Source organism: Solwaraspora sp. WMMA2059 (assembly GCF_027497315.1).
In the GTDB taxonomy this organism is placed as follows: Bacteria; Actinomycetota; Actinomycetes; order Mycobacteriales; family Micromonosporaceae; genus Micromonospora_E.
Window position 1 is genome coordinate 5,361,138 of sequence record NZ_CP114908.1, and the last position, 26,345, is coordinate 5,387,482.

A 26,345-nucleotide genomic window follows, 5' to 3' on the forward strand; every position below is an offset into this window, starting at 1 on the left:
ACTACGCACCGCCCGGCCGACGAGGCCCACGGCGCACCCGCGGAGACGGCAATGAGCAGATACTCCTACAGCTTCGAGCCGGAGGACACCAACAACACCGCCGCCGCCGTCTACCGGCTGGCGGCGAGCGGCGGTCCCCGGGTGCTCGATCTGGGCTCGGGGCCGGGCATCGTCTCCGGCATGCTCGCCACCGTCGCGGGACGTACCGTCACCTGCGCCGACGTCGACACCGAGGCGCTCGCCGAGGCCCGGGCCGGCGGCGTACAGGAGACGATGGTCGTCGACCTGCGGGAACCGGACTGGCCCGGTGCGCTGGCCGGCCGCGAGTACGACGTGGTGATCCTCGCCGACGTGCTGGAGCATCTGATCGAACCGGGTTCCGTCCTGCGCGCACTGCGGGACGACAAGATCCTCGCTCCGGACGGTCTGCTGGTCGTCAGCTTCCCGAACATGGCGCACGAGTCGATCATCATCGAGTTGATGACGGGCAACTTCGAGTACACCAGGACGGGCCTGCTGGACTCGACCCACCTGCGCTTCTTCACCCGGACCAGCATGCAGACGCTGCTGGAGTCGAACGGGTTCCTGGTCAGCGCGACACACCGGACGATCCGGTCCGCCGAGCAGACTCCGCACCGCGCCCGCGCCTTCGAGATCAGCGCCGAACTGCGCCGGATGGTGGCCCAACTCGGTGCGGAGGCCGAAACCTACCAGTACGTCGTGGAGTGCCGGCCGTCCACCGAGGCGGTCCGGATCAGCCTCGCCGAGCAGCGGCTCACCGCCGAGCATTCGGCCCACCTCGACGCGCTGGCCGTCAACGAGCGGCTGACCGCGCAACTCGACGACCTGCAGCACCGGCACCGGCAACTGGACGAGCAGTTCCGCCTCGCCCAGGACCTGGTCGGCCAGGAACGACTCGACGCGCTGCAGGCCCGTGAGACGCTGCGCCGGGCCGAGCAGGAACGGACGCAGTTCCAGGCGAAGCTCAAGGACTCTCAGCAGAAGGTCAAGGAGCTGCAGGAGACGGCCACGAGGCTGCAGACCCGGATCAACAAGATGACCAACAGCAACACGTACCGGGCCGGAAAGATGGTCCGGTACGTGTTCCGGCCGAACGAGGGCCTGCGGGCCGTCAAACGCCGACGGAGCCGGTCGACCAACCGACGCGCCACGGCCGGCACCGGTGCCAGCGCCGACAGCTCGGACGGCCGAGGGGCGCCGGCCACCAACGTGCCGGCCCAGTTCCACGGGCTGACCGCTGATCCGGTGCTGTGCGACGCCTACCGGCGGGCCTGCGCAAAGGACCGGTTTCACCGCTCGGACGCGGTGCGGGTGGCGTTCTGCGTCTCCACCGTCGACCTGGACGCCGGCCGTGGCGACCTCTACGTCGCCGTCGGGATCGGCCGCTACCTGCAGCGGCACGGCTACGAGGTCGCGTACCTGCCGGCGGAGCGCTGGGCGGAGCTGCCACCGGAGACCGACGTGGCGCTCGCCATGATCCCGACGTTCGACCCGCTGACCGTGCCGGACCGCTGCCGGATCGTCGCCTGGGTCCGCAACGAGACCGACCGCTGGCGAGAGCATCCGCACCTCGCCCTGTTCGACACGGTGGTCGCCTCCTCCTCCGCCTCGGTCAGCCGGCTGCGCGAGCACTACGACGGGCCCGTCGGGTTGCTGCCGCTCGGGGTGGACACCGAGCTGTTCACCCTGCCCGGTGCCGACCAGGTCCGCGGTGGAGCGGTGACGACGGTCAACTCGTGGGGCCGGGAGCGGCACCTGTACCAGTGCCTGCGCGGGGTGGACATCACCTTCCCGTTCGTCGTCTTCGGCGAGAAGCGCGGGCTGAACTCGTACTTCTCCCGGTACGCCGGCGGCCCGACCAGCTATTTCAACCTGCCGGGCCTGTACCGGCGGGCGCTGCTGGTGCTCGACGACCTCAACCACACCACCCGGCCGTACGGCAACGTCAACTCGCGGCTGCTGGAGAGCCTGGCGGCGGGCGCGCTGCCCCTGACGAACTGTCGGATCGGGCTCGCCGAACTCGGGCTGGCGGAGCTTCCCACGTACAGCGACGCGGCCAGCCTGGGCGACCTGATCGCCCGGCTGACCGGCGACCCCGCCGGCACCGTCGCGCTGGCCGGCCAGCTGTCCGCGGTGGTACGCGAACGGCACTCGTTCGCCCGCCGGGCGGCGGACCTGCACGCGGTGATCGACGGCCTGGACCCGCAGCCGCGCCGGGCCAACAGCCGGTTCGTCGGCGCGTACCCCTACTACGTGGACAATCCGTACCAGCAGCTGCTGATGTCGGGTCTACCCGACGTCGGGGTGCGGTGGTTCCCGGTCGCCGACGCCGTCCGGGACTCCGCCGCCCCGCACCTGGCCGCTGGTCGGCTGGACAACTACGTCCTGCACGTGCACTGGACCGATCCGATCGTGCACCCGGCCACCGACGACCAGCAGGCGGCGACGCGGCTGGCCGAGTTCCAGAACCGGATCGCCGACCTACGGCGGCGGGGCGGCCGGCTGATCTGGACCATCCACAACGTCTTCCCGCACGAGTGGAAGTACCCGGAGGTGGAGAAGGAACTGGCCCGGTACCTCGCCGCCGAGGCCGACGTCGTGCACCTGCTCTGCCCGGAGACGGTGGCGGCGACCACGCCACACTATCCGTTGCCGCCGGAGAAGGTCCGGATCGTCCGGCACAGCAGCTACCTCGGGGTGTATCCCGACTCGGTGAGTCGGCTCGCGGCCCGTCGCCGGTTCGGGTACGCCGCCGACGACCACGTCCTACTGTTCTTCGGTGGGATCCGACCGTACAAGGGGGTCAGCGAACTGCTCGACGCGTTCAACGCGGCCGGCGAGCAGGACCCCCGGCTGCGGCTGATCGTCGCGGGGGCGCCGAAACGGCTCGACCCGCGCGACGGGCTGGCCGAACGCTGCGACCGTGACCCCCGGATCACCGCGATGTTCGATCCGGTCCCCGACAAGGAGGTCCAGTTCTACTTCAAGGCGGCGGACACGGTGGTGCTGCCGTACCGCACGGTGCTCAACTCGGGCAGCTTCCATCTGGCGGTCTCGTTCGGCCGCCCGGTGGTGGCGCCAAGGCTGGGTGCGTTGACCGCACTGCTGGATCCGGCGTACACCATCGGCTTCGACCCGGCGGCCCGCGACGGGCTGACCGACGCCCTGCTGGCCTCGACCGGGCTGCGCGGCAGGCACGTGGAGCTGGCTGCCCGGGCCGCCGCCCGCAGCTACCAGTTCGGCGACATGGCCCGCGACTACGCCAAGATGGTCACTGAACTGTTCGAGACCCCACACCGCGACTGAGCCGGTACGCGTGACGGCCGGTCGGACGCACCGGGCCGCACCCTGCCACTGCGGAGGGCACATTGGAGGATCACTAAGATCGCCCGGTGATCATCAGACGTACCGCCCAGGTTGTCCTGATCGGACTATTGGGCGTCATCATCCTGCCCGGAACCCCGCCCGCCGGTGCCGACGAGACCACCGAGAACCTGCGGATGCAGCTGGTCCTGGACGTCAGCGGCTCGATGCGAGAGCCCGACATGAACGGCCAGACCCGGATGGCCGTCGCCCAGCGCGCGTTCAACGAGGTCGTCGACGCCGTGCCGGCGGGCACCGACCTCGGCATCCGGGTCCTCGGGGCCACCTACCCCGGCGACGACAAGGCCCTCGGCTGCCAGGACACCCAGCAGATCGTACCGGTCGGGCCGGTCGACCGCGACCAGGCGAAGGCCGCGATCGCCAGTCTGCGGCCTACCGGCTTCACCCCGATCGGGCTGGCGCTGCGGGAGGCGGCCAAGGATCTCGGCTCCGGTGAGACCGCCCGACGCATCGTCCTGATCACCGACGGCGAGGACACCTGCGCCCCGCCCGACCCGTGTGACGTCGCCCGGGAACTCGCCGCCCAGGGCACCCGGCTGATCGTCGACACGCTCGGCCTCACCCTCGACGACAAGGTCCGCCAGCAGCTGGTCTGCATCGCCGGGGCCACCGGCGGCACGTACACCACCGCGCAGAGCGCCGACCAGCTCGCCGACCGGATCAACCAGCTGGTCGACCGGGCCCAGGACACCTACACCCGGACCCCGGAGCTGGTCACCGGCAGTACCGACTGCACGGCGGCGCCGCTGCTCGCGGCAGGTGTCTACACCGACCGGGAACGTTTCGAGGAGCACCGCTGGTACCGCGTACCGATCCGGGCGGACCAGGAGCTGCGCGCCTCGGTGAGCATCGCGTTGGACCGCCCGGTGAACCGGGACTACGGGATCCTGCTCCGGGCCGTCCATCCCAACGGCCGCGAGCTGGTCCGGGGTACCGACGCCGGCAGCGGCCGGACCGACGTACTCTCCACCGGCCTGCGATGGTCCGCCGGCCCGGACACCGACCGGACCGACGACACCGGCCCGGACGGCGACACCGACCGCGCCGACGGCACCGGCCAGACCGACGACACCGGTGGAACTTCTGACCCGGCCGGTACGCCGTCCGGAACCGTCTCCGCCGCCGCGTCGACGGCCGCCGGCACGGAGCCACCGCCCGCCGAGGTCTGCCTGGTGGTCAGCAACTCGTTCGCCGCCGCTGGCGGGGCCGGTGACGCCCCTGGCATGCCGATCGAGCTCACCGTCGATCTGGTCGCCGCCTCCCCCTTCCCGGACAGCCCGGGTCTCGGCCGTGGCTGGCTGCTGCTGGTCGTGCTGAGCCTCGCCGGGCTGGTCACCGGAGTCCTCGCCGGCTGGCTGACCCGCTGGTGGACCACCGTCTGGAAGGAGAGCTGAGTTGACCCGTCGTACATTCCGGCTGACCCGCGCCGGCCTGGCCGTCGGCACCGCTGGCGCCGCCGTCCTCCTTGTCGCGACCCCGGCGGCGGCCGAAGGCCCCACCCCGGCACCGGCGGAGGCCACCCTCACCAAGGCCGGAACGTCGTTCCTCACCGCTGCGGCGGTCCACATCGACCAGCCGGTCCGGGTCTCCGCCGCGACCGGTGAGTACCTGTACTGGTCGTTCCCGGCCCAGGCCGGCCAGACCAGCTCGATCGCGGCGACCGTGACCCTCGCCGATGCAGCGGCGCGCAGCGGCGCGTCGACCTGGACCATCGACGTGTTCGACGGGCTGCGCCGCCGCCAGCCGTGCACCGCGGGCATGCAGTCACCCGTCGGATCCGCCACTGACCGGCAGGTACGGGCGGGCTGCGCACTGCGGCAGGTCCGAGCCTGGGCGGAGCCGTGGTCCGCCGATCCGCTACCCGGCACCTACTACGTCCGGCTCTCCGTCACCGACCTGCCGGAGCAGGACCTCGGTCTGCCGGTGCAGGTCGAGCTACGGGTGAGCGCCGATATCTCGGACGACACCAGCCCGGAGGGCGGCCGGCTGGAGGCGCCGCTGACGCCGACCGTACGGCAGGGGGCGGTGCTCACCAGCGCGACCGGCGACACCGACCCGGCGGACGCCACCGGTCAGGTCAGCGAACAGTCCTGGTGGGACAGTGTTGCCGGCTGGTTCAGCGACTGGTTGCCCGGCCTGACGAGTCGGTGGTTCTGGACGGTGGCCGGTGGCGTACTGGCCGCCGTCGGTGGCGTGGTCGGCTTCGGGCTGACCCGCCGGCCACGCCGCCGGGCCGGCCCCGCCGCAGCCAGCTGACCTGCTGACCGGCTGCGGACTCGGCCGACCGGGCCGACAGTCCGGTCAACCGGCGGCTGCCAGCCGGCGCATCGATCCGGACGGCAGCCGGCGTCCGACCGCCACCAGCTGCCGTCCGGCGGGCGTGCCGTCGCTCGGACCGGCGACGGCCGGGTCGATCTCGGTCAGCAGCCGGCGGAACAGCGTCGGGCGGTCCACCCGGATCACGGTGCTGCGCCCGCTGCGCTCGACGACCGTGTGCGGCAGCGCCAACGCCGGTGCGGCACTTCGCAGCAGCGCCGCAGCCGGGGTGCTCACCGAGATGGCGAGCACCCCGGCGGTCCGGTCCGCCGGAGCCAGCAGCGCGGCCATCCGCCAGACGGCCAGCGCAGCGGGGTAGTGCGCGGCCGCCAGCCCGGGGCTGCCGAGCATCCGCCGACCGTCGCGCCACGCGCCGGCCAGCGCCCGCAACACCCGGTGGTACCCGTCCGAGGACACATCGACCCTGGTCAGCGAGGTGCATGCGCCGACCGGGCTGGTCACCGACCAGGTGATCGTGGACAGCAGGCGGGCGGTCCGGGCCGCGGCCGCGGGCTGCTCGGTCTGTGCCACCGGTAGCTGCCGGTCCGCAGTGGCCGACGCCGGCCCCAGTCGGCGCCAGCCGACCGGCCGCCGTTCGTTCCAGCAGAACGCGGCCTCCAGCAGCGGGTACGCGCCGAGCGGGCCGGCCGCGACGGCACGCAGTACCTTCTCGGTGCCTCCACCGGGCCGGTTGTCCGCCCCGGCGCCGGTGTCGCCGGCACCACTACCAGCCGTGGTCGGTAGGGCCATAACTGAACTCCTCTGCCACGTTCACGCGCGCCCGCCAGGGGCGCGCAGGTCAACTTGTCGGGATGGACCGCTCCGCCACGAACCGGCCCTGCTGGACGCGGAACGCCCAGACCACCACCGACGACGCCACCAGCTCACCGGTGCCGGTCCAGGCGATCCGGGTGGTGACCCCGGGCTCGTCGTAGTCGTCGACGAACGCGGCCATCGCGGTCCGGCCACCGTGTCCGGCCTGGATCCCGGCGAGGAACACCGTCGCCGCGTCGTACGACTCAGCGGAGTTGGTGCCCGGCTCCACCCCGAAGCGTTCCCGGTAGCGCTGCGGAAACTCGGCGCCGGCCCGCTCCGGCGGCAGGCAGGGGCAGGTGATCACCACTGCGGTCTCGGCATCGTCGCCGGCCTCGCGGAGAAAGCCGTCCGCCTTCGCCCCGTCACCGGCGACGAAGGTCGCCGGGACGTCGGCCGCGCGGAGCTGGCGGCGCAGCCGACCGGCTTCCGCGTAGTAGCCGCCGTAGAAGACCACGTCGGCGTCGGCTGAACGGATCTGCCCGACGACCGCGCTGAAGTCGGTCGCTCCGGCGGCGACCGTCGCCCGCTGCACCACCTTGGCGCCGAGTCTGGCGGCCACCTGGTCGGCCAGCCCTTGGCCGTACGCCCCGCCGTCGTCGACGACGAACACCGCCGTGCCGCCCAGTGCCTGGTCGATGTACTGACCGGCGGCACGCCCCTGCGCGGCGTCGTTGCCGACCAGCCGGTGAAAGGTGGACCAGCCTCGTTCGCTGAGTTCGGTCCGGGTCGCCGAGGTGGTGATCGTGGCGACGCCGCCCTGGTCGAGGATCGGCAGTGCCGCTTCGGCCTCGCCGGAGAAGCCCGGACCGACCACCCCGATGATGCGGGCGTCGTCAACGATCTGCTGGGCCAGGGCGGGGGCCTGCTTCGGGTCGCCCTGCGAATCGAACTCGATCAGCTCCACCGGGCAGTCCGGATGCTCCGCCCGGTACTGGTCGAAGGCCAGTCGGGCACCGTCACGGACGTTGCCGCCGAGGTCGGCCGAGTCGCCGGAGAGCGGTCCGAGGACCGCGATGCGGCTGCCGCAGGCGCTGGCCGGTGCCGCCTGCTCGCCACCGGCCGAGACGCATCCGGTCAGCACCGACAGCAGGCCGAACATCGCCGTCGGCCGCAGCAACGTACGCACGTCCACCTCCTGTACCCGGTCGGACCCGCCTATCCTGCTGGTAGGAGCGTGAGGTTTTGATGAGACGGTTGATCCTGGGTGCGGTGCTGACCCTCACCGGGTTGGTCCTCACCGGGTGCAGCGATCCCGGGGCGGGGGCCCCGGCGGATGTTTCCGCCGCGCCGTCGTCCACCGCGACCGGCACCGCGCTGTACGCGGTCGATTCCCAGACGCTGGACGAGATCGTCATCGACGCGCAGGGGTTCGTGCTGTACCGCTCCGACCGGGACACCGCGGCACCGACCTGGTCGGCCTGCGAGGGACAGTGCCGGCAATCCTGGCTGCCGGCACCCTGCGAGAGCGAGGTACGGGTGGAGGGGATCGACCGGCAGCTGGTCGGCTGCTTCGACCGGTCCGACGGGAGCCGGCAGCTGAGCCTGGCCGGCTGGCCGCTGTACGGGTACGCCGGTGACCGGATGCCCGGCGACGCGAACGGTCACGGCCAGTCGGGCATCTGGTTCGCGATCCGCCCCGACGGCGACACCGCGGTCTACGTGCCCTGATCGGGGTGGTCCCGGAACGCTGACCGGTCCGCTCGGGCATGCCGTCCTACCCGCCCTGACCGCCGGGCAGCCGCAGCCGGGCCTCAGCACCGCCGCCTTCGGCGTTGACCAGCCGCAGCTGCCCGCCGTGCAGCTGCGCCACCCAGCTGGCGATGGCCAGCCCGAGCCCGGTGCCGTCCTCGGTGCCGCTGCGGAACCGCTGCTCGGGCGCGGCGGCGACAGCTTCGCTGAGCCCGGTGCCGCGGTCACGTACCCGGACGGTCGGCGGTCCGGCGGTGACCTCGAGCCGGATCTCGGCCGGCTGGTCGGCGGCCCGACCGTGCTGGACCGCGTTCTGAATCAGGTTGCGCAGTGCGATCCGGACCAGCGCCGGGTCGCCGTACGCCACCACGGCCTCGGTGACCGGCACCGCCCGGTGCGGCGCGACGACGGTGTCGGTCAGCACCTCCTCGGCCAGTTGGTCCAGGCGGAACGGCTCCCGGCGCAGGTCACGCAGGCCGGCGACGAGCTGGGCCCGGGTGAGCAGGACGGAGACCGAGTCGGCGAGCCGGTCGGCGGAGCGCACCACCTGGCGCAGCGCCGCCGGGCGGCGCTGCGGCTCGGCCAGCGCGGTCTCGGAGACGGCACGGATCACGGTCAACGGGGTGCGCAGCTCGTGCGCGGCGTCGGCAACGAACCGTTCCTGCTGGTTGAGGGCGTCGGCGATGGGCTCGGTGCCGCGGCGGGCGAGCAGGTAACCGCCGGCGCCGGCCAGCGCGGTGAAGCTGACGCCGCCGGCGACCAGGGCCAGGGCCAGCCGCTGGTTGGCGGTCTCGGCCGGCCCGGTGTCGCCGAGCACGACGACGGCGCCGGCCACCGCCCCGGTGACGGCGTGCTGGAACGGTACGGCGAGCAGCGGGGTGGGGGTACCGGCGGTGTCGCCGACTCCGCCGGCGAGCTCGGTGCCGGAGGTCCAGACCGTCCGGGCCGGTGCCAGCAGGTTGTCCGGCGGGACGACCGGCAGCCGGGCCGGGTACGCGAAGACCAGGCTGAGGTCGGCCCGACCGGCCTCGTACACGTAGACGGCGGTGGTGCCGTTGGCGACCGCGTCGTCGAACAGTTTGTCGAGCTGCAGCGCCCCGGACTCGTAGTAGAGCAGGGCGGCGGCGGTGCTGGCGGTACGCCGCAGCTCGGCGGCGACCACCTCGTCCCGCTGCCGCCCGTCGACCAGCAGCGCGACGGCGCCCATTCCGGCCAGGCCGACCACGTTGATCGCCATCACCAGCAGCGTGATCCGGATCCGCAGGTTGCGCAGCCGGTCGGCGGTCTGCAGCGGCTTGCCACCCCGCCGGTCGCGGCGGTTCACGGCGGCGCCCCGCCAGTTCGGCCGGCGGTCACGACGGCGCCCCGCCGACCCGGTAGCCGACCCCGCGTACGGTGTGAATCAACTGCGGCTCGCCGAGCTTGCGGCGCAGCTGGGCGACCACTGCGTCCACCACGTTCGAGCTGGGGTCGGCGAGCTCGTCCCAACAGTGTTCGAACAGGTCGCTTCGGCTGACCACCGCCGGACGCCGGACCAGCAGCATCTCCAGTACGGCGAACTCCTTGCGGGTGAGCGTCAGCAGGACGCCGGCCCGGCGCACCTCCCGACGGGCGGCGTCGACCTCCAGATCCGCCACCCGCAGCAGCGGCGGGGTGGTGGCGCCGCGGCGTCGGCAGAGCGCCCGGACCCGCAGGACGAGTTCGGCCGTGACGAAGGGCTTCACCACGTAGTCGTCGACACCGGCCTGGAAGCCGGCGATCCGGTCCCCGGCGCTGTCCAGCGCGGTGAGCACCAGAGCCGGTGTGGTGAGCCCGGACCGGCGTCGATGGCTGAGCTGGTGCAGTGAGTCGCCTTCCGGAAGGATCCGGTCGAGCACCAGGCAGTCGTAGTCGTTGATGCTCATGCTCAGGTCGGCCTGGCTCCAGTCGGCCGCCTGGTCGACGGCGAATCCGCCGGAGCGCAGCGCGGTGACGACGGCGCTGCGTACCTCGGGGTCGTCCTCGACCACCAGCACCCGCATGCGGGCGAGGCTAGCAAGCCGCCGTCACCAGCGCGTCTTCGACGAGGGTCAACCCGAGGACGCGCAGCGCTCGCCGTTGAGCAGGAAGGTCGTCGGCGGCGGGTTGCTCGCCGAGTACCTGACCACGAAACCGAGCTGTGCGCTGCCGCCGGCCGGGATCCGGCTGTTCCACGTCGTGTTGGCGACGGTGATGTCCGGCGGGACCAGGTCGACCGGTTCGGCGCCCCACAGGTGGCTGGGTCCGCACGGTCAGTGGCTCGGTCGGTGGTGAGGTGTTGCCAGCGTCGTCGTGGGCCCGCACCACGAAGGTGTACGCGGTCTGCGGTTGCAGTGCGCCGACCCGGGCGGTCGGTCCGGTCGGCGGGTGTTGCGGGGCGGTCGCCACCGGGGTGGTGGAGCCGTCGGGGTTGACCCGCAGCACCTCGTACCAGGCGACGTAGACGTTGTCGGCGGACGGCTGCCACCGCAGGGTGACCGAGTCGGTGCCGATCGTGGTGGCGGTCAGCGCGCTTGGCGCGGTGGGTGGTTGGTCGTCGCCGGGCGGCATGGTCAGGCGCAGGCTCGGGCTGGCCGGCGACGGTCGGGGTGCCGGGGGTGGTCGGGATCGCGCCGGATCCACCGGCGGCAGTGGTGTGGCGGTTGCGGCATGGGCATCTCGCTTTCGGTGCGGACGCCGGGACGGACCAGCGGATCGACCGACTGTGAGCTTGCCCACTACTCATCGACGAGCATCGAACCTCCGGTGCCGGTGGAGCGAGCTTGCGTCCGACCGTCGCCGCAGACCGAGCACGGCAGCTCAGCCGCCGCTCCGAGGCCCACACACAACGAAGCCTGCCGATGCATCGGCAGGCTGGACAGCACTCTCGGACGGACCGACGTCGCGGTCCCGACTTGTCGGCGATTCTCCGCCGTAACAATCGGGGACTAGCGTGGGGACGGGGAGGGCAACCCCCGTCCCCACCATTCAGTTGCAAAACACGCACGAGCGGTTTGGCGTCCAGGTCGTGCGTGACGCGCGGGAGCCGGGCCACGCGAGTGGCTCTGGTTCCACCTCCTCTCGACAGGTGGTGCGCGGGCTGGCGGCGGTGTCCGGGCTTGGCCCGCCGCCAGCCTCGGGAGCTGTGCGGTTGACACGGTGATGTCGCCATCGCCGCGCCACGCGTCGACTACCTCAGCGGGGGCACATCCATCGATGGAAGCGCTCCCATGCAGGGACTGTAGCCTGAGTCACGAGTTTGCGAAAGTGCAGCGGCTGATCAGCTCACGAAATGAAGGTGTGATGAGGCGGTCACGCCCATGTTCACCGGCCGAACTGCTGGACCGCCGCGGTCACCCCGGCGACGATCAGCAGCGCGTCCGGCGGGATCAACGTCTCAGGTCCCGCGTACCGCAGCTGCCGGTCCCGCTCCTTGATCCCGACCACCGTGATGCCGTACCGCTGGCGTAGCCGGGACTCGGCCAACGTCCGACCGGTGGCGTCCGGCGGGGCGCAGACCTTGGCGATGGCGAACCCGTCGTCGAACTCGATGAAGTCGAGCATCCGGCTGGCCAGCAGGTGGGCCACCCGGTCACCCATCGTCGCCTCCGGAAAAATCACATGGTGCGCACCGACCGAGGCGAGGATCCGGCCGTGCTTGGCGGTGATCGCCTTCGCCCAGATCTCCGGGACACCCAGCTCGGTCAGCGCCACCACGGTGAGGATGCTGGCCTCGACGTCCGAGCCGATACCGACTACCGCGCGGGGGTAGTCGGCGACGCCGCACTGGCGCAACGCCTGGTCGTCGGTCGAGTCCGCCTCGACCACCCTCGGCAGCCGCTCGGACCAGCGGTGCACCCGTTTGGGGTGCTCGTCGATGCCCAGCACGTGATGGCCGAGGCGGAGCAGGGACTGGGCGACCTGACCACCGAACCGCCCGAGGCCGATCACCGCCACGCTGTCGGCGTCCGGCGGCCCGACCGGGGAATCGTCATCTCTCACCGAGGATCCGTCCGAGGCTAGGACTTTGCCGCTTTTCCTCATACGCACTGTAGTCAGCCGCTAACCTCGACGCAGCGATATCCGGCCCGTCCCACGACTTGTCGTACACCGACAAACGCAGACAGTGGACATCACCGAAAGTCGTTGTCTGGTAACGGATTATTCCAGCTCAGTCAGGATTGTCGAGGTGTTGATGCCGGTGACCGATCCGGTAAGCTTGCCTGCGGTCTCCGCCAGGCGGCGCCCACCGGCGCCGGCGGTGACCGCCGCCCAATCACCCCTCCGGGGTGAGCCGGGGAACCACGTTTCCACCGGGGTGAATCCGCGCCAGCGGTAGGGATCGTTCCGTCCCGAACCCGTCAGCTAACTCGGTCGGCGGCCAAGGAAAGGAACAGGATGACCGCACCCCTCCGCCGGCGGATTCCGACGGCCGCGGCCCTCGCCGCCGTCGCCGCCCTGCTCGCCGGCTTCGTCGTAGCGTCGCCGGCCGCCGCTCAGGATCCGGACGACGAAGGCGCCCCGCCATTGCTCAGTGAGGTGCTCGAATCGACCGGCCGGGGCTTCGTCGAAGCCAAAGCCGCGGTCGACGAGTCCCGCAAACGCCAGTTGAAGCTCAACCTCGAGTTGGAAAAAGTCGAGGAGCGGATAGCGGCGCTGACCCCACAGATCGGCCAGGTCGCCTCCAACTCGTACCGTCTCGGTCGGATCACCCCGGTGATGGTCCTGCTCAACAGTGCCGATCCGGACACGTTGCTGGAACGCGCCGAAGGCCTGGACATGATCGCCATGCACGACAACAAGCGGATCCGGGAGCTCAACGAGGCCCGCGAACAGGCCGCTCGGGCGGTCGCCGCGATCGACGCCGAGGTGGCCCGCGAGGAACAGCAACTCGAGGCGATGTCCCGCCAGAAGAAAGAGGCCGAAAAGGCCCTGCAACTGGTCGGCGCGGTCGCCACCAACGGGTTTGTCTCGGCCACCTCGCCGGTCGCCGCCCAGGCTCCGCGTAACTCGGACGGTTCCTGGCCGTCCCAGTCGTGCAGCCTGGACGACCCCACCACGAGCGGCTGCATCACGCCGCGCACCATGCACGCGCTGAACGAGGCGAAGAAGGCCGGCTTCACCCGCTTCGTCTCCTGCTTCCGCCCCGGCGGACCGTTCGAGCACCCCAAGGGACGGGCCTGCGACTTCTCCGCTCAGCAGCAGGGGTTCGGCGGCGACGCCTTCGGCGACGACCGGCTGTACGGCAACAACCTGACCGCCTTCCTGGTCCGCAACGCCGACAAGCTCGGCATCCTGTACGTCATCTGGTACCGGCAGTTCTGGTCACCGACGACCGGCTGGAGTTCGTACAGCGGTGCCGGCGGCGACCCGAACAGCGACCACACCAACCACGTACATCTGTCCCTGCTGTGACCTGACCTCACCTCGTGCGGTGCCGGGGCCGGCCCCGGCACCGCACGAGACGCAGGTCGTCAGCACGAGACGTAGGTTGTCAGTCGGTACGCGCCGACCGGCGTACCGGTGAGCGGCCGGTCGGCTGCTGCGGCGGCGGACTGACCGGGCCGGCCGGCGGGATCGCCCGGATGACCGGCTTGTCCGCAGCCACCGTGATCGGTTCGCCGTGATGGGTCAGGTCCACGGTGGCGTTCTGATCGACATCGCGCAGCGAGTAGGTCACCTCGTCGTGCTGGACAGCCACCCGCAGCCGTAGGCCCCGCCACATCATGGCGAACTCCAGCCGGTTGATCCGCTGCGGCAGCCGGGGAGCGAAGGCCAGCTCCCCGCCGTGGTCACGCATCCCCCCGAAGCCGGCGACCAGCGCGAGCCACGCCCCGGCCAAGGCGGCGACGTGGATACCGTCGCGGGTGTTGCGGTTGATGTCGTGCAGGTCCATCAACGCGGCCTCACCCATGTAGTCGTGGGCGAGCTCCAGATGCCCGGTCTCCGCAGCGATCACCGACTGGGTGCACGCGGACAGCGACGAGTCCCGCACCGTACGCCGCTCGTAGTAGGCGAAGTTGCGTGCCTTCTCCTCCTCGGTGAACGCGTCGCCCCGCCAGTGCATCGCCAGCGCCAGGTCGGCCTGCTTGACCACCTGCTTGCGGTACAGGTCGAAGTACGGGTAGTGCAGCAGCAGCGGATAGTGGTCCTGCGGGGTGCCGGCGAAGTCCCACTCCTGGTGCCGGGTGAACCCGGCCGACTGCGGGTGCACGCCCAGCTCGTCGTCGTACGGAACGTGCATCGACAGGGCCGCGTCCCGCCAGGCCGCGGTCTCCTCGTCGTCGACGCCGAGCACCCAGGCCCGGTCGGCGTAGCGCAGCGCGCAGTCGGCAGCGGTCAGCAGGTTCCGCTGCGCCATCAGGTTGGTGTAGATGTTGTCGTCGACCACGGCGGTGTACTCGTCCGGCCCGGTCACCCCGTCGATGTGGAACCGGCCGTGCCGGTCGTGGTGACCCAGCGAACGCCACAGCCGAGCGGTCTCCACCAGCAGTTCCAGGCCGATCTCCCGCTCGAACTCGACGTCGCCGGTGGCGTGCACGTACCGCCGGACCGCATCGGCGATGTCGGCCGCCACGTGGAACGCGGCCGTACCGGCCGGCCAGTACGCCGAGCATTCCTGGCCCCGGATGGTCCGCCACGGGAACGCCGCCCCGTTGAGCCCGAGCATCCGGGCCCGCTCCCGCGCCTGGTCCAGGGTCGAGTGTCGCCAGCGCAGCACCGAGGCGACCGCCCCCGGCTGGGTGTAGGTCAGCACCGGCAGCACGAACATCTCGGTGTCCCAGAAGGCGTGCCCGTCGTACCCCGGGCCGGTCAGCCCTTTCGCCGCGATCGGCCGCTGCTCGGCGCGGGCACCGGCCTGCAGCACATGGAACAGCCCGAACCGGACCGCCTGCTGGATCTCCGGGTCGCCGTCCACCCGCACGTCCGAGTGGTCCCAGAAGTCGTCGAGGTACTTGCGCTGCTCGGCGCAGAGCCCTTCCCAGCTGGAGATCCGGGCGCCGGCCAACGCCGCGCCGACCTGGTCGCGCAGCGCCGGCAACGAGCGCTGGCTGGACCAGCCGTACGTCAGCAGCTTCACCATCCGCAGCCGCTGCCCCGGCTCCAGCAGGCAGGAGACGGTGGTCCGGACCCAGTCGTCGAATCCTTCGGTGCTGACCGACACCTCGCCGGGCCCGTCGATCTCGTGCCCCATCGCCGCTGCCATCCGCAGCCCGCTGGCCTTGGTCCGGTGGATGAGCAGCCCGCCGTCGGGCTGCACCAGCCGCTCCTCGGCCTGCAGCGGCGTCTCCAGCACCGCGGCGACGCGCGGGTCCTTACTCTGTGCCGGCAGCTCCTCGTTGGCGACCAGCTCGGACTGCACGATGATGCGCAACGGCTCGTCGACCGCCTCCACCTCGAAGCAGATCGCCGCGACCGCCCGCTGGGTGAACGACACCAGCCGGGTGCTGCGGACCCGGACGGTACGCCCGGCCGGCGAGCGCCACTCCAGCCGGCGGTCCAGCAGACCGGCCCGCAGGTCGAGCACCCGCTCGTGGGAGAGCAGGTCGCCGTAGCGCACGTCGAACGGCTCGTCGTCGATCAGCAGCCGGATCGGTTTGCCGTTGGTGACGTTGACCAGCGTCTGGCCGGACTCGGGAAAGCCGTAGCCGGCTTCGGCGTACGGCAGCGGCCGCAACTCGTAGAACGAGTTCAGATAGGTGCCGGGCAGCCCGTGCGGTTCGCCCTCGTCCAGGTTGCCGCGGAATCCGACGTGCCCGTTCGCGAGGGCGAAGACCGACTCCGACTGGGCCAGGATGTCGAAGTCGAGCCGGGTCTCCCGCACATGCCATGGCTCCACCGGGTAGGCCCGCTCCCGGATCACCGTTCGGCTCCGACCAGCAACTCCCCCAGATCGCTCACCACGATGTCGGCACCGTTGGCGAGCAGTTCGTCACCGATGCCGACCCGGTCGACACCGATGACGCAGCCGAACTCCCCCGCTCGCGCCGCCGTCACGCCGGCCAGCGCGTCCTCGAACACCGCAGCGTTGCCCGGCTCGACGCCGAGCTGCGCGGCAGCGGCCAGGAACGTGTCCGGTTCCGGCTTGCCCCGCAGGCCCTTCTCGCGCGCGATCACCCCGTCTACCCGCACCTCGACCAACTCCTCAATCCCCGCCGCGATCAGCACGTCCCGGCAGTTGGCGCTGGCCGAGACGACGGCCCGGTGCAGCCCGACCCAGCGGGCAGCATGAAGGTAGGCCAGCGAACCGTCGTAGACCTGCACCCCGTCTTCGGCGATGCGTCGCAGCAGCACCTCGTTCTTCCGGGTGCCGATGCCGTACACGGTGTCGGCCTCCGGGGGGTCGTCTGCCGACCCCTCGGGAAGCTCAACGCCCCGCGAGGCAAGGAAGGAACGCACCCCGTCGGCCCGTGGCCGGCCGTCGACGTAGCGGCTGTAGTCGGCGCCCGGGTCGAACGGATGGAACGGCTGGCCGGTGTCGGCGGCGCGGGCGCGGAGGAAGTTGTTGAAGGTCTCCTCCCACGCCGCGTTGTGCACTTTCGCGGTCTGAGTCAACACCCCATCGAGGTCGAACAGGCAGGCGGTCACATGAGCGGGTAGACCGAGCACGCAGCCAATCTAACCTGATCTCCGGTCGGCCGGCTCGGTTTCCACCGGCGCGCCAGCCCGTGGTGACCAGTCAGTCACTCATCGCCGGCCGCCCTCTCACCGCCATCCGACGTCGATCCGGTCGCCCCGTTCGTCGAAGAAGTGCAGGGCGTCCATCCGGACCGAGACGGCCAGCGGATGGCCGGGGGTGACCGCCGGGTACGGGGCCAGTCGCACGGCCAACTCGGCCGGCCGGCGGTGGTGCCGCCCCGGATCGCTGAGCACGCTCTCCCGGTCCGGGCCGGACTCGGCCGACTGGTCTCCGACGTCCGCCCGCCTGACGGACCGACCGGTGAGGCGCTGCATCACGCCGCCGAACCGGCGCAGCCGGCTACCGGCACCGGCCGGTTCCACCGCCGTACCGGCGAGGTCGTCGACCACGATCGCGGTAGCCCCGATGTCGAGGTAGGCCAGCGACTCGTGGCCGTGGTGTTCGAGGAACCGGATCCGGCCCTGCAGCACGTCGCCCGGGCTGCCGGGGGCCACCGGGGTCAGCGCCTCGGCCCGCAGGCCGACCACGATGCGTTCCCCGTGGTAGTGCGACACGGCCCGGGCCCGCAGATCGGTCCAGGGCAGGTAGATGGTCTGTTCGCCCAGGTTGAGCGCGACGTAGCGGTCGAGATGGACGTAGACCGAGGCCTCCAGCAGGTTCATCCGGGGACTGCCGAGGAACGCGGCGACGTAGAGGGTGGCCGGCCGGCCGTACACCTCGGTCGGGGTGCCGACGTCCTGCAGCACGCCCTTGCGCATGATCGCCACCCGGTCGGCCATGGTGAGCGCCTCGGCCTGGTCGTGGGTGACGTAGACGGTGCTGACGCCGAGCTCGCGGACCAGCCCGGAGATCTCCGCCCGCAGCTCGGCCCGCAACCCACTATCCAGGTTAGACAGCGGTTCGTCCATCAGGAACAGGCCGGGACGGCGGACGATGGCCCGCCCCATCGCCACCCGTTGCCGCTGACCGCCGGATAGCTGACTGGGCTTGCGGGCGAGTACGTCGCCGATGCCCAGCGCGCTGGCGACGTCCGCCACCCGCTCCTGCCGGGACGCCGTCTCCACTCCGGACAGGCGCAGCGGGAAGGCGATGTTGTCCCCCACCGACATGTGCGGATAGAGGGCGAAGTCCTGGAAGACCATCGCGACCCGGCGGTCCCTGGGCGGAATGTCGTTGGCCAGCTCGCCGTCGAGCAGCACCGCACCGCTGCTCGGATCCTCCAGCCCGGCGATCATCCGCAGCACGGTCGACTTGCCGCAGCCGGACGGGCCGAGGAGCACCATGAACTCACCGTCGTTGACGTCGAGGTTGACCTTGTCGACGGCGACGGTCCCGTCGGCAAAGACCTTGGATACATCCTTGAGCGCGACGGTGGTCACCGTCACCTCCCCAGCCATCGGTTGCCGGCCCCCGAATGACTGTGACGAGCGCAATCGCCCTGGCACATCGGGTAAACGTGCCATGTTCGTACTGTGACAGCTCGATCACCAGGAGGTCGGATAGATTACCGAGCGGTTACTTCGGGTAGTCCGACCGGCGACGTACCGAACTCCGGATGCCGGGGCACCCCGTCCCACTGCTGGCCACCCCGACGTAGGAAGTAGTCGAGACCGGCGTCCCAGGTGTGCCCGGCCGCCCGCCGTTCGTACAGGTAGCCGAGCGGATGGGTGCGGTAGATAAGCCCGCCGGCGCGCAGCACCCGGTCCATCAGGCCACGGTCGACCGACCGGGGCACCGGCCGCCAACCACCGACCGCCTCCAGATCTCCGCGCGCCATCAACATCGTGCCGCCGGCCACCGGGGCGCCGTACGCCTCCGGCGGCACCGCCGCCCGGCGGACCGTGACCCCGAGCATCTGCAGCACCACGAACTCGGCTGCCTTGCCGACCAGCATCGCGCCCGAGTACTCCCGGGCCAGCACCAGGTCCCAGATGTGCTCCGGGCCGTACACGTCGTCGTCGTCGACCTTGGTGACCAGGCTGCCCCGGGCCCGCGCGGTCGCCGCGCCCATCACCTCGCCGAAGCTGAACCCGGCGGGCGCGCTGAAGATCTGGATCGGCCGGCCGCACTCGCCCAGCTGCGCCCGCAGGTCCGCCGTCAACTCGATGCCATGCAGGCAGAGCACGATCTCCAACTCCGGGTAGGTCTGCCCGGCCAGCTGCCGCACCACGTCCGGCAGGTACTCGGGACGCCGGGTGACCAGCACCGCGCTCACCGACGGCGGCGCCGCCAGCGCCGGAAATGTGTCGGCGGTGACGTCACCGGCGGCAAACGCGGCGGCGTGCCCACGCAACGCCGCCGACCGCTGCCGTACGCTGCGGATCTCCCACTCCAACGGATCCGCGCCGACCCCGGGCAGGCCGCTACGCAGCACCGCGAGCAACGGCTCGGCCAGCCGGTCCGCCACCGCCGGCGGCAGTTGCGGCACCCGCAGCACGGCACCGGTCGCCGCCAGCTGGGCCAGCAGCGTCGCCTCCGCCGCCGGCGCGATCGCCGGCACGTCGGGGCAGATCAGATGGGTGAACCGGCGGATCGCCGCCAACTGGTCACCGGACAGCGGTACGCCGGCCAACCCGCCGCGCGCCACCGGCACCGCACCGGCTCCGGCTGCCGGTGCCGACCCGGCGGGGGCGGACTCAGCCGGCCGCACCTGCCAGCCGGGCACCGGGTCGGCGGGCAGGAACTCCAACACCCCGGTCGGCTCCGTCGGCCCGTACCGGCGGCCCCGGCTGACCGGATTCGCCACCGCCGAATCGATCAGCACCAGCGGCTGCCGGTTGGCCACCCGGGCACCGGTGCCACCGGCGGTCACCGCCACCCCGACCAGGTCCGCCGCGGCGGCCAGCGTCGCCGCGTCCGGGGCGAGCACCACGTCGTACCCACGGATCTCGGGGTTCGTCGTCAACGCCCCGGTCACCGAATGGTTGGCGGCGACCGGCAACCAGCCGGGCGCCACCCCGACCGCCGCGACGTCGGCGCTGGCTGGTCGGGGCAACGGCCGGACCGGCGCCAGCACCGCCAACGCGGCGGTGAGCAGATCGTGCAGCGGAATCGGCTCGACCAGGTCGACGCTGAGCCGTGCGTTGCCGCCACCGCGCGGCAGCCGCACCCGGTGCCGCCGCAGGCCCGGCACCGGACCCAGCCGGCCGGACCAACCAGCGGTCGGCGGACGCCAACGGCGTACCCGGACCACCAGCTGGCGGGTCGGCGTGGCCGCGGCCGGCTCAGCCAGCAGGCGGCGCAGCGCCGCCACCGAGTCGGCGTCCACCAGCGCCCGGCGGGCCGCCCCGGTGGTCGGCCCGGACACCGGGCGGCCGTCCGGTCGATCGGTCAACCGGACCCGCCACCACCAGCGCCGGTGATCGGGACTCCCGCCGCGCACGACGCCACCCACCGTATTCTCCGCCACCTGCGCCACCCTGTCGTTCCGGCTCGGAGCACCACGTCGGGCCGACACGCGCGACGCCCGACCCACATCACGGCAGAGGCTACCGGCCGGGCTTCCGGTACGCTGCACGCGTGTCCCTGCCTGGTGCCGTGTCCGCCGCTCCGTCACCACACAACGACTGGACCCTGATCGCCCCCGTGGAGCCCGGTCACCCGGCGCCCACCGCCCAGGTGAGCGTGCTGGTGGTCGGCGACGGTGGCGACCCGGCGGGCGCCGCCCGTACCGTCGCCGCACTGCGCCAGCAGCGGTACCCTGACCGGCTGTTGCAGATCGTCACCGTTGCCGCCGACAGCGCCTTCGCCGACGAGGTCGGCACCGCGAAGGGCGAGATCATCGTCCGGATTCCGGCCGGGGCGGTCCCGGCACCGGACCTGGTCTCGGCGCTCACCCGCTGGCAGCAGGCCAGTCCGGCGGCGGTCAGCGTCGCCGTACCGATGATCTTCTCTGGCCGGGCCCCGGACCCGGACGTGATCGTGGCCCACGCCAGCGCCGGCACCCTCGGCCAGCTCTTCCCGGGCAGTACGGTCGACCCCGGGCTGGCCCGCCTGCTCGACACCACGCATCAGCTCCGCACCGCCGACCATCTCGTCTTCCTGGCCGCCGCCGGCACCGGTTACGCCTTTCAGCGCGACCGCTACCAGGCCGGCTCCGACCAGTTCCAGGGCGCCGACGTCGAGGTCGCCTACCGGCTGGCGCAGGCCGGGGCAGTGTTCGTGCCGGAGCCGGCGGCGACGCTGTGGACGGCCGCCGCGGCGGATCCGGTCGCCGCCGGGCGGGCCGACGCCGAGCTGACCGACCTGGTGCCGTTTCCCCGCGAGCGTCGCCGCCGTCCCGGCCGGGTCTGGCAGGTGCCACTGGTGACCGCCGTGGTGCCGGTCGACCAGCCGTACCAGGTGGTCCGGTCCTGCGTCGACCGACTGCTCGGCGGCAACGAGCGCGACCTGCACGTGGTCCTGGTCGGCGACTGGGCCGCAGCCGGGACGGACAGCGGCGGGACGGACAGTGGCCGAGCCGACCTGCGGCTGCTGGCCGCCGAGTACCGCAGCGAACCACGGGTACGGATGGTCAGCAGCGCTCCGGTGACCGCCTTCCCCACGCCGTACCTGCTCCGGGTGCCGTCCCGGCTGGGCGTCGGTCCGCGGACCGTCGGGTCGCTGGTCGCGGCGATGGAGAAGTGGCGGTGTGGTCTGCTGCGGGTGCTGCCGGCCGGTGCCGGTGCCCCGACCCACGCCGTCGAGTTGTGGTCCACCGCGGCCCGCAGCCGGGCGGTGCACGGCGGTACCGCCGACGGCGCGCTGGTCGAGGCTGTTGCCGCCAGCCACGGTCAACGGTGGGAGACCGGCAGCGAGTACGACGTCGTCGACCTGACCACGACCGGGTCGGGCGCGGCCGGCGGCCAGGCTACGGCCGGGCCGCCCGCCGGCCGCCGGGCCGGACAGACGGTCACCGTCGGTGGGGCCCGCAGCCTCGGCCGGGCGACCGTCTTCGTCGCCCGCAAGTACGCCCGCGGGGTACGCCGTCGGCTGGTCTCCCGCTGAGCGTCGATCAACCGCCCCAGCCCAAGGGCGATCATGAAAATTCCTTGTTTCGGGCCGCCAGGCACTGCCCGCTGTTCGGGCACGGCACCGCAGGTGGGCGATGATCTCGCCGGTTCCATCGCACCAATGGTATAGACGTTTCGGCATATAACTTCCCAGTGTCGACCCAGATTACTCTCAGCAAGATCGGCGTTCACTGATCCGCTGTCACCGTCAGCGGACTGACGCCTGCCGATCTGATGGGAGGACGGGAGATGAATCTCCCCCGCAGGATCATCATCGTCGGTGCCACAGCACTGGCCATGGTGGCGGCAGTCACCGGACCGGTCACCGCCGCCGAACCGGAGGGGACGATCCGGCACGCCGGTGGACCGACCGCCGTACCGGACAGCTACATCGTGGTCTTCAAGAAGAGCGCGGTCACCCGGGGACAGGTCGCCGCGACCGCCCGCAGCCTCGCCGGCCAGCACGGCCGGACGGTGGCCCGCACCTACACCGCCGCGCTGCGCGGCTTCGAGATCTCCGCCAGCGCGAAGCAGGCGGCCCGGATCGCGGCCCACCCGGCCGTCGAGTACGTCGAGCAGAACCACACCGTACGGATCGCCGACACCCAGCCGAACCCGCCGTCGTGGGGGCTGGACCGGATCGACCAGCGCGATCTGCCGCTGAACGACTCGTACACCTACCCGAACACCGCGTCCAATGTGCACGCGTACATCATCGACACCGGGATCCGGTTCAGCCACAACGACTTCGGCGGCCGCGCGGTCAGCGGCTTCGACGCCGTCGACGGCGGGTCGGCCGACGACTGCAACGGCCACGGCACGCACGTCGCCGGCACCGTCGGCGGCACCGCGTACGGCGTCGCCAAGGGTGCCACCCTGGTCGGCGTCCGGGTGCTGAACTGCTCCGGCAGCGGCACCACCGCCGGCGTCATCGCCGGGGTGGACTGGGTGACCGACAACGCCGAAATGCCGGCGGTGGCCAACATGAGCCTCGGCGGTGGCGCCAACACCTCGCTGGACACCGCGGTGCGCAACTCGATCGCCGCTGGTGTCACCTACAGCCTGGCGGCGGGCAACAGCAACGCGAACGCCTGCAACACCTCCCCGGCCCGGGTCACCGAGGCGATCACCGTCGGCTCCACCACCAGCAGCGACGCGCGGTCCAGCTTCTCCAACTACGGCACCTGCCTGGACGTGTTCGCTCCCGGGTCGTCGATCACCTCGGCCTGGCACACCAGCAACACCGCGACGAACACCATCAGCGGCACCTCGATGGCCGCGCCGCACGTGGCCGGCGCGGCGGCCCTGGTCGCCTCGGCCAACCCCGGCTGGAGCCCGCAGGAGGTCCGCGACTACCTGTACGACAACGCGACGGGGGGTGCGGTGGGCAACCCGGGCAGCGGCTCGCCCAACCGGCTGCTGTACGTGGTCAACGACGGCACCCCGCCGGCGGACAACTTCTCCATGTCGGTCAGCCCGACGTCCGGCTCGACCACGCCGGGTGGTTCGGTGACGGCGACCGTCTCCACCGCCACCACGTCCGGCTCGGCGCAGTCGGTCAGCTTCTCGGCCAGCGGTCTGCCGAGCGGCGCGACCGCCAGCTTCAGCCCGTCGAGCGTCACCTCGGGCGGCTCGGCCAGCCTGACCGTCAGCACCTCGACGAGCACCCCGGGCGGCAGCTACCCGGTCACCGTCACCGGCACCGGCAGCTCGGCGACCCGTACCGCGACGTTCACCCTCACGGTGATCGGCCCGGGCGGCAGCTGCACCGGCACCAACGGCACCGACGTGGCGATCCCGGACAGCGGGTCGTGGGTGAGCAGCAGCATCTCGATCAGCGGCTGCAGCAGCACCCCCTCGTCGTCGTCGACGGTGGACGTCAACATCCAGCACACCTACCGGGGTGACCTGATCGTCGACCTGATCGCCCCGGACGGCTCCTCCTACCGGTTGAAGAGCTGGGCGTTCTTCGACGGAGCCGACAACGTGATCGAGACGTACACGGTGAACCTGTCGTCGGAGACCGCCAACGGGACCTGGCAGCTGCGGGTCCGCGACATCTTCAGCGGCGACACCGGCTACATCAACACCTGGTCGCTCGAGCTGTGATCCTGTCCCAAGCCCGGTCGAGTCGACCCTGACCGGCTCCGACAGGCACTGCACCGGACCGGGGGCGTCGTAGGTCTGCGACGCCCCCGGTCCGGTTGCGCGCCGGGCTCACGCTCGGCGGGCAATCCGGTTGGGTCAGTCGAGGAGGTACGACTCCAACTGGTCAGCCAGCTCCCGGTGGTGGGTGAGCGCCGCCAGATGGCCACCGCCGATCTCGTCGGGCGTGATGCCGAGCCGCTGCGCGACCAGGCCACGGATGAACCCGGCGGGAAAGAACCGGTCGTCGCGGCAGACGACGAACCGGGTTGGCACATCCGGCCAGGCCGGCAGCGGCCAGGGCTGCCCGAACGGCGTGCCGGACTGGTCGCGGTCGCGCCGCAGCACCTCCGCCGCCAGGTCGTCCGGCATCCCGTGAACGTCGCCATCGAGCCTCCAGCACACTCGGCTACCAGCTGCCACAAACGGGACCAGCTGTCACACCGACGCCGGTCGGCGTATTGCAGTTCTCACCAGCGACAGTACAAGTGTCGGGCATCTGACCTGCCGCTACGCCATCCGGCCCGGTCCCACGGGCGTCACCTGCATTGCCCGGCCCACCGGCTGGGCAACCCGTCACGCAGATACGCCGACCGGCAGGAGGCCGCTGATGACCGCGATCCACCCAGCCGCCGTGACGATCCGTACCGCCGGAGTGGACGACCTTCCGCAGGCCGCCACGCTGCTCACCGAGGCGTTCCTGATCGCGCCGGTGTCGCAGTGGCTGGTCGGCGACCTGGAGGCACGGACGGAGATCTTCCGGACGCTGTTCACCATCGAGCTCGATCACGCCATCCGGGCCGGCGGCACGGTGCACATCGCCGGCCAGTTCAGCGGGGTCGCGGTCTGGCACCCGCGCGGGCGGCGTACGCCCACCGAGCCGCAGACGGTCAGCGATCACGAGCTGCAACTGCTCACCGCGACCGGACGGTGGCAACCCCGCTTCGCCGCGTTGGGCCGGATCCTGGCGGCGCACCATCCGTGGCAGCCGCACTGGCATCTGGCCTACCTGGCGGTGGCGCCGTGGCGGCAGGGCGGCGGGTTGGGCAGTGCGCTGCTGCGGCACCACCACCGGCATCTGGACGGCTACGGAACCCCCGGTTACCTGGAGGCGACCACGCCCCGCAACCGGGACCTCTACCTCCGGCACGGCTACCGACCGCACGGACCGGTCCGGCTGCCCGACGGCCCGCCGATCTGGCCGATGTGGCGCGAGCCCCGGCCCCGGAGCGTGGCCGGCTGACGGCCCGGCTCGGCTGCTCGTCGGCGACGCGCAGGGCGAGTTGAACACGGGACATCCGCGCCGCCGAACTTGATTAGACCAACATTTAAACAACGAGGTTGCGACCTGACTCGACAATTGTCAAACTAGACGAGTGTCAAGACAAGAGCTGTCGATCGTGCCGGACGCGTCGACCTGCTGCCCCCCGCTGACCGACCAGGCGCTGACCGACGACGCAGCCGCCAGCCTGGCCCGCGGCTTCAAGGCCCTCGGCGACCCGGTGCGGCTGAGACTGCTGTCCCTGATCGCGTCCCAGGCTGGCGACGAAGTGTGCGTCTGCGACCTGACCGACGCGTTCACCCTGACCGGGCCGACGATCTCGCACCACCTCAAGGTGCTGCGCGAGGCCGGTCTGATCGACTGCGAGCGTCGCGGCACCTGGGTGTACTACTGGATCGTCCCGGCCCGGCTCACCGCCCTGTCCCAGCTACTCGACGTCCCGATCGCCACCACCGGAGTCACCCGTTGACCGCCGACAAGGCACCGCCACTCGTCCTCGCCCCGATGACCGACGCACACCGCAACGCCGTACTCGACATCTACCGGCTCGGCATCGCCACCGGCAACGCTACCTTCGAGACCGAGCCGCCTTCCTGGGACAACTTCACGGCCACCCGCCTGCCGGACCACCGCTGGGTCGCCGTCGACCCCGCCGCCGGAGTGCACACCGTCGTCGGCTGGGCCGCCTGCGCCCCTGTCTCGGACCGGTGCGTCTATGCCGGGGTCGTCGAGCACTCCGTCTACGTCCACCCCGACGCCCGCGGGCGCGGCATCGGCCGGCAACTGCTCCAGCAGTTGATCACCGCCACCGAACAGGCCGGCATCTGGACCATCCAGTCCGGAGTCTTCCCCGAGAACACCGCCAGCATCGCCCTGCACCACGGATGCGGTTTCCGTACCATCGGCACCCGCGAACGCATCGGCCGCCATCATGGCCGCTGGCGTGACGTCGTCCTCCTCGAACGCCGCAGCCCGAACATCGGCTGACCTTCCGACCGGCGCGCCCCGGGCCGGGTCGGTCGCGGATGATCGGATCGGGCCGCAGAAGTCGGGCGCCGCCGAG

General features: G+C 71.6%; 21 protein-coding genes and 1 riboswitch. Of the genes, 10 read left to right on the forward strand and 11 right to left on the reverse strand.

What is annotated here, in order from left to right; genetic code table 11:
* The first annotated feature begins 51 nt into the window (after positions 1-51).
* The 3 genes from O7553_RS24570 to O7553_RS24580 all read left to right on the forward strand — a co-directional run bounded on the left by O7553_RS24570 (position 52) and on the right by O7553_RS24580 (position 5,661).
* Complete coding sequence (locus O7553_RS24570) at positions 52-3,327, forward strand: methyltransferase domain-containing protein (protein WP_281551972.1); 3,276 nt, start codon at positions 52-54, stop codon at positions 3,325-3,327.
* An 86-nt stretch (positions 3,328-3,413) separates the two neighbouring features.
* On the forward strand, positions 3,414-4,799 hold the full coding sequence (locus O7553_RS24575; RefSeq protein WP_281551973.1) for a VWA domain-containing protein: 1,386 nt from the start codon (positions 3,414-3,416) through the stop codon (positions 4,797-4,799).
* Position 4,800: 1 nt separating this feature from the next.
* The gene (locus O7553_RS24580; protein WP_281551974.1) at positions 4,801-5,661 is read left to right on the forward strand and encodes a peptidase; all 861 of its coding nucleotides are present in this window, start codon (positions 4,801-4,803) and stop codon (positions 5,659-5,661) included.
* 45 nt (positions 5,662-5,706) lie between these two features.
* Here the strand turns inward: O7553_RS24580 and O7553_RS24585 are convergent, their stop codons facing one another.
* Together O7553_RS24585 and O7553_RS24590 are read right to left on the reverse strand one after the other, a co-directional pair.
* Positions 5,707-6,471: a hypothetical protein gene (locus tag O7553_RS24585; protein WP_281551975.1), complete on the reverse strand. Its 765-nt coding sequence runs from the start codon at positions 6,469-6,471 to the stop codon at positions 5,707-5,709.
* Between the two features lie 49 nt (positions 6,472-6,520).
* Positions 6,521-7,663 (reverse strand): branched-chain amino acid ABC transporter substrate-binding protein, encoded by a 1,143-nt coding sequence (locus tag O7553_RS24590; protein WP_281551976.1) that lies wholly within the window; start codon positions 7,661-7,663, stop codon positions 6,521-6,523.
* A 59-nt stretch (positions 7,664-7,722) separates the two neighbouring features.
* On the opposite strand from O7553_RS24590, the gene O7553_RS24595 reads away from it, so the two are divergent.
* A complete protein-coding gene (locus O7553_RS24595; protein ID WP_281551977.1) occupies positions 7,723-8,205 on the forward strand; it encodes a hypothetical protein in 483 nt (160 codons plus the stop codon).
* A 46-nt stretch (positions 8,206-8,251) separates the two neighbouring features.
* Here the strand turns inward: O7553_RS24595 and O7553_RS24600 are convergent, their stop codons facing one another.
* The 4 genes from O7553_RS24600 to O7553_RS24615 form a co-directional block, all read right to left on the reverse strand.
* Positions 8,252-9,550: a HAMP domain-containing sensor histidine kinase gene (locus O7553_RS24600; RefSeq protein ID WP_281551978.1), complete on the reverse strand. Its 1,299-nt coding sequence runs from the start codon at positions 9,548-9,550 to the stop codon at positions 8,252-8,254.
* Between the two features lie 28 nt (positions 9,551-9,578).
* Complete coding sequence (locus O7553_RS24605; RefSeq protein ID WP_281551979.1) at positions 9,579-10,247, reverse strand: response regulator transcription factor; 669 nt, start codon at positions 10,245-10,247, stop codon at positions 9,579-9,581.
* Positions 10,248-10,257: 10 nt separating this feature from the next.
* Positions 10,258-10,866 (reverse strand): fibronectin type III domain-containing protein, encoded by a 609-nt coding sequence (locus O7553_RS24610; RefSeq protein ID WP_281551980.1) that lies wholly within the window; start codon positions 10,864-10,866, stop codon positions 10,258-10,260.
* A gap of 681 nt (positions 10,867-11,547) precedes the next feature.
* A complete protein-coding gene (locus tag O7553_RS24615; protein ID WP_281551981.1) occupies positions 11,548-12,225 on the reverse strand; it encodes a TrkA family potassium uptake protein in 678 nt (225 codons plus the stop codon).
* A gap of 257 nt (positions 12,226-12,482) precedes the next feature.
* A riboswitch (cyclic di-AMP (ydaO/yuaA leader) is annotated at positions 12,483-12,619 on the forward strand.
* A gap of 2 nt (positions 12,620-12,621) precedes the next feature.
* On the opposite strand from O7553_RS24615, the gene O7553_RS24620 reads away from it, so the two are divergent.
* Positions 12,622-13,638 carry a hypothetical protein gene (locus O7553_RS24620; RefSeq protein ID WP_281551982.1) on the forward strand — a complete coding sequence of 339 codons (1,017 nt, stop codon included), beginning with the start codon at positions 12,622-12,624 and terminating at the stop codon, positions 13,636-13,638.
* Positions 13,639-13,717: 79 nt separating this feature from the next.
* On the opposite strand, the gene O7553_RS24625 is transcribed toward O7553_RS24620, so the two are convergent.
* The 4 genes from O7553_RS24625 to O7553_RS24640 all read right to left on the reverse strand — a co-directional run bounded on the left by O7553_RS24625 (position 13,718) and on the right by O7553_RS24640 (position 20,273).
* A complete protein-coding gene (locus tag O7553_RS24625) occupies positions 13,718-16,087 on the reverse strand; it encodes a glycoside hydrolase family 65 protein (protein WP_281551983.1) in 2,370 nt (789 codons plus the stop codon).
* Entirely contained in the window at positions 16,084-16,833 is a 750-nt protein-coding gene (locus O7553_RS24630; RefSeq protein WP_281551984.1) for a beta-phosphoglucomutase family hydrolase, read from the reverse strand. Before O7553_RS24630 ends, O7553_RS24625 begins: the two co-directional genes overlap by 4 nt.
* A 96-nt stretch (positions 16,834-16,929) precedes the next feature.
* On the reverse strand, positions 16,930-18,243 hold the full coding sequence (locus O7553_RS24635; RefSeq protein ID WP_281551985.1) for an ABC transporter ATP-binding protein: 1,314 nt from the start codon (positions 18,241-18,243) through the stop codon (positions 16,930-16,932).
* 125 nt (positions 18,244-18,368) lie between these two features.
* Positions 18,369-20,273, reverse strand: coding sequence for a glycosyltransferase (locus O7553_RS24640; RefSeq protein ID WP_281551986.1), 1,905 nt, complete (start codon positions 20,271-20,273; stop codon positions 18,369-18,371).
* 110 nt (positions 20,274-20,383) lie between these two features.
* On the opposite strand from O7553_RS24640, the gene O7553_RS24645 reads away from it, so the two are divergent.
* Both O7553_RS24645 and O7553_RS24650 read left to right on the forward strand, forming a co-directional pair.
* Positions 20,384-21,850, forward strand: coding sequence for a hypothetical protein (locus O7553_RS24645; protein ID WP_281551987.1), 1,467 nt, complete (start codon positions 20,384-20,386; stop codon positions 21,848-21,850).
* 254 nt (positions 21,851-22,104) lie between these two features.
* Positions 22,105-23,964, forward strand: a complete 1,860-nt coding sequence (locus O7553_RS24650) for a S8 family peptidase (protein WP_281551988.1) — start codon at positions 22,105-22,107, stop codon at positions 23,962-23,964.
* A gap of 135 nt (positions 23,965-24,099) precedes the next feature.
* Here O7553_RS24650 and O7553_RS24655 read toward each other — a convergent pair whose 3' ends face one another.
* Positions 24,100-24,372 (reverse strand): alpha/beta fold hydrolase, encoded by a 273-nt coding sequence (locus tag O7553_RS24655; RefSeq protein WP_281551989.1) that lies wholly within the window; start codon positions 24,370-24,372, stop codon positions 24,100-24,102.
* A gap of 238 nt (positions 24,373-24,610) precedes the next feature.
* On the opposite strand from O7553_RS24655, the gene O7553_RS24660 reads away from it, so the two are divergent.
* The 3 genes from O7553_RS24660 (at position 24,611) to O7553_RS24670 (ending at position 26,269) form a co-directional block, all read left to right on the forward strand.
* Positions 24,611-25,243 (forward strand): GNAT family N-acetyltransferase, encoded by a 633-nt coding sequence (locus tag O7553_RS24660; RefSeq protein ID WP_281551990.1) that lies wholly within the window; start codon positions 24,611-24,613, stop codon positions 25,241-25,243.
* Positions 25,244-25,376: 133 nt separating this feature from the next.
* Positions 25,377-25,751, forward strand: coding sequence for a metalloregulator ArsR/SmtB family transcription factor (locus tag O7553_RS24665; RefSeq protein ID WP_281551991.1), 375 nt, complete (start codon positions 25,377-25,379; stop codon positions 25,749-25,751).
* A 35-nt stretch (positions 25,752-25,786) separates the two neighbouring features.
* Positions 25,787-26,269, forward strand: coding sequence for a GNAT family N-acetyltransferase (locus tag O7553_RS24670; protein ID WP_281555737.1), 483 nt, complete (start codon positions 25,787-25,789; stop codon positions 26,267-26,269).
* Positions 26,270-26,345: the final 76 nt, after the last annotated feature.

Bases quoted from the DNA above. Each gene is read 5' to 3' on its own strand.
- O7553_RS24570 (WP_281551972.1), top strand. From the start codon at position 52: ATGAGCAGATACTCCTACAGCTTCGAGCCGGAGGACACCAACAACACC.
- O7553_RS24585 (WP_281551975.1), bottom strand. From the start codon at position 6,471: ATGGCCCTACCGACCACGGCTGGTAGTGGTGCCGGCGACACCGGCGCC.
- O7553_RS24595 (WP_281551977.1), top strand. From the start codon at position 7,723: ATGAGACGGTTGATCCTGGGTGCGGTGCTGACCCTCACCGGGTTGGTC.
- O7553_RS24605 (WP_281551979.1), bottom strand. From the start codon at position 10,247: ATGCGGGTGCTGGTGGTCGAGGACGACCCCGAGGTACGCAGCGCCGTC.
- O7553_RS24620 (WP_281551982.1), top strand. From the start codon at position 12,622: ATGACCGCACCCCTCCGCCGGCGGATTCCGACGGCCGCGGCCCTCGCC.
- O7553_RS24650 (WP_281551988.1), top strand. From the start codon at position 22,105: ATGAATCTCCCCCGCAGGATCATCATCGTCGGTGCCACAGCACTGGCC.
- O7553_RS24655 (WP_281551989.1), bottom strand. From the start codon at position 24,372: ATGCCGGACGACCTGGCGGCGGAGGTGCTGCGGCGCGACCGCGACCAG.
- O7553_RS24660 (WP_281551990.1), top strand. From the start codon at position 24,611: ATGACCGCGATCCACCCAGCCGCCGTGACGATCCGTACCGCCGGAGTG.
- O7553_RS24670 (WP_281555737.1), top strand. From the start codon at position 25,787: ATGACCGACGCACACCGCAACGCCGTACTCGACATCTACCGGCTCGGC.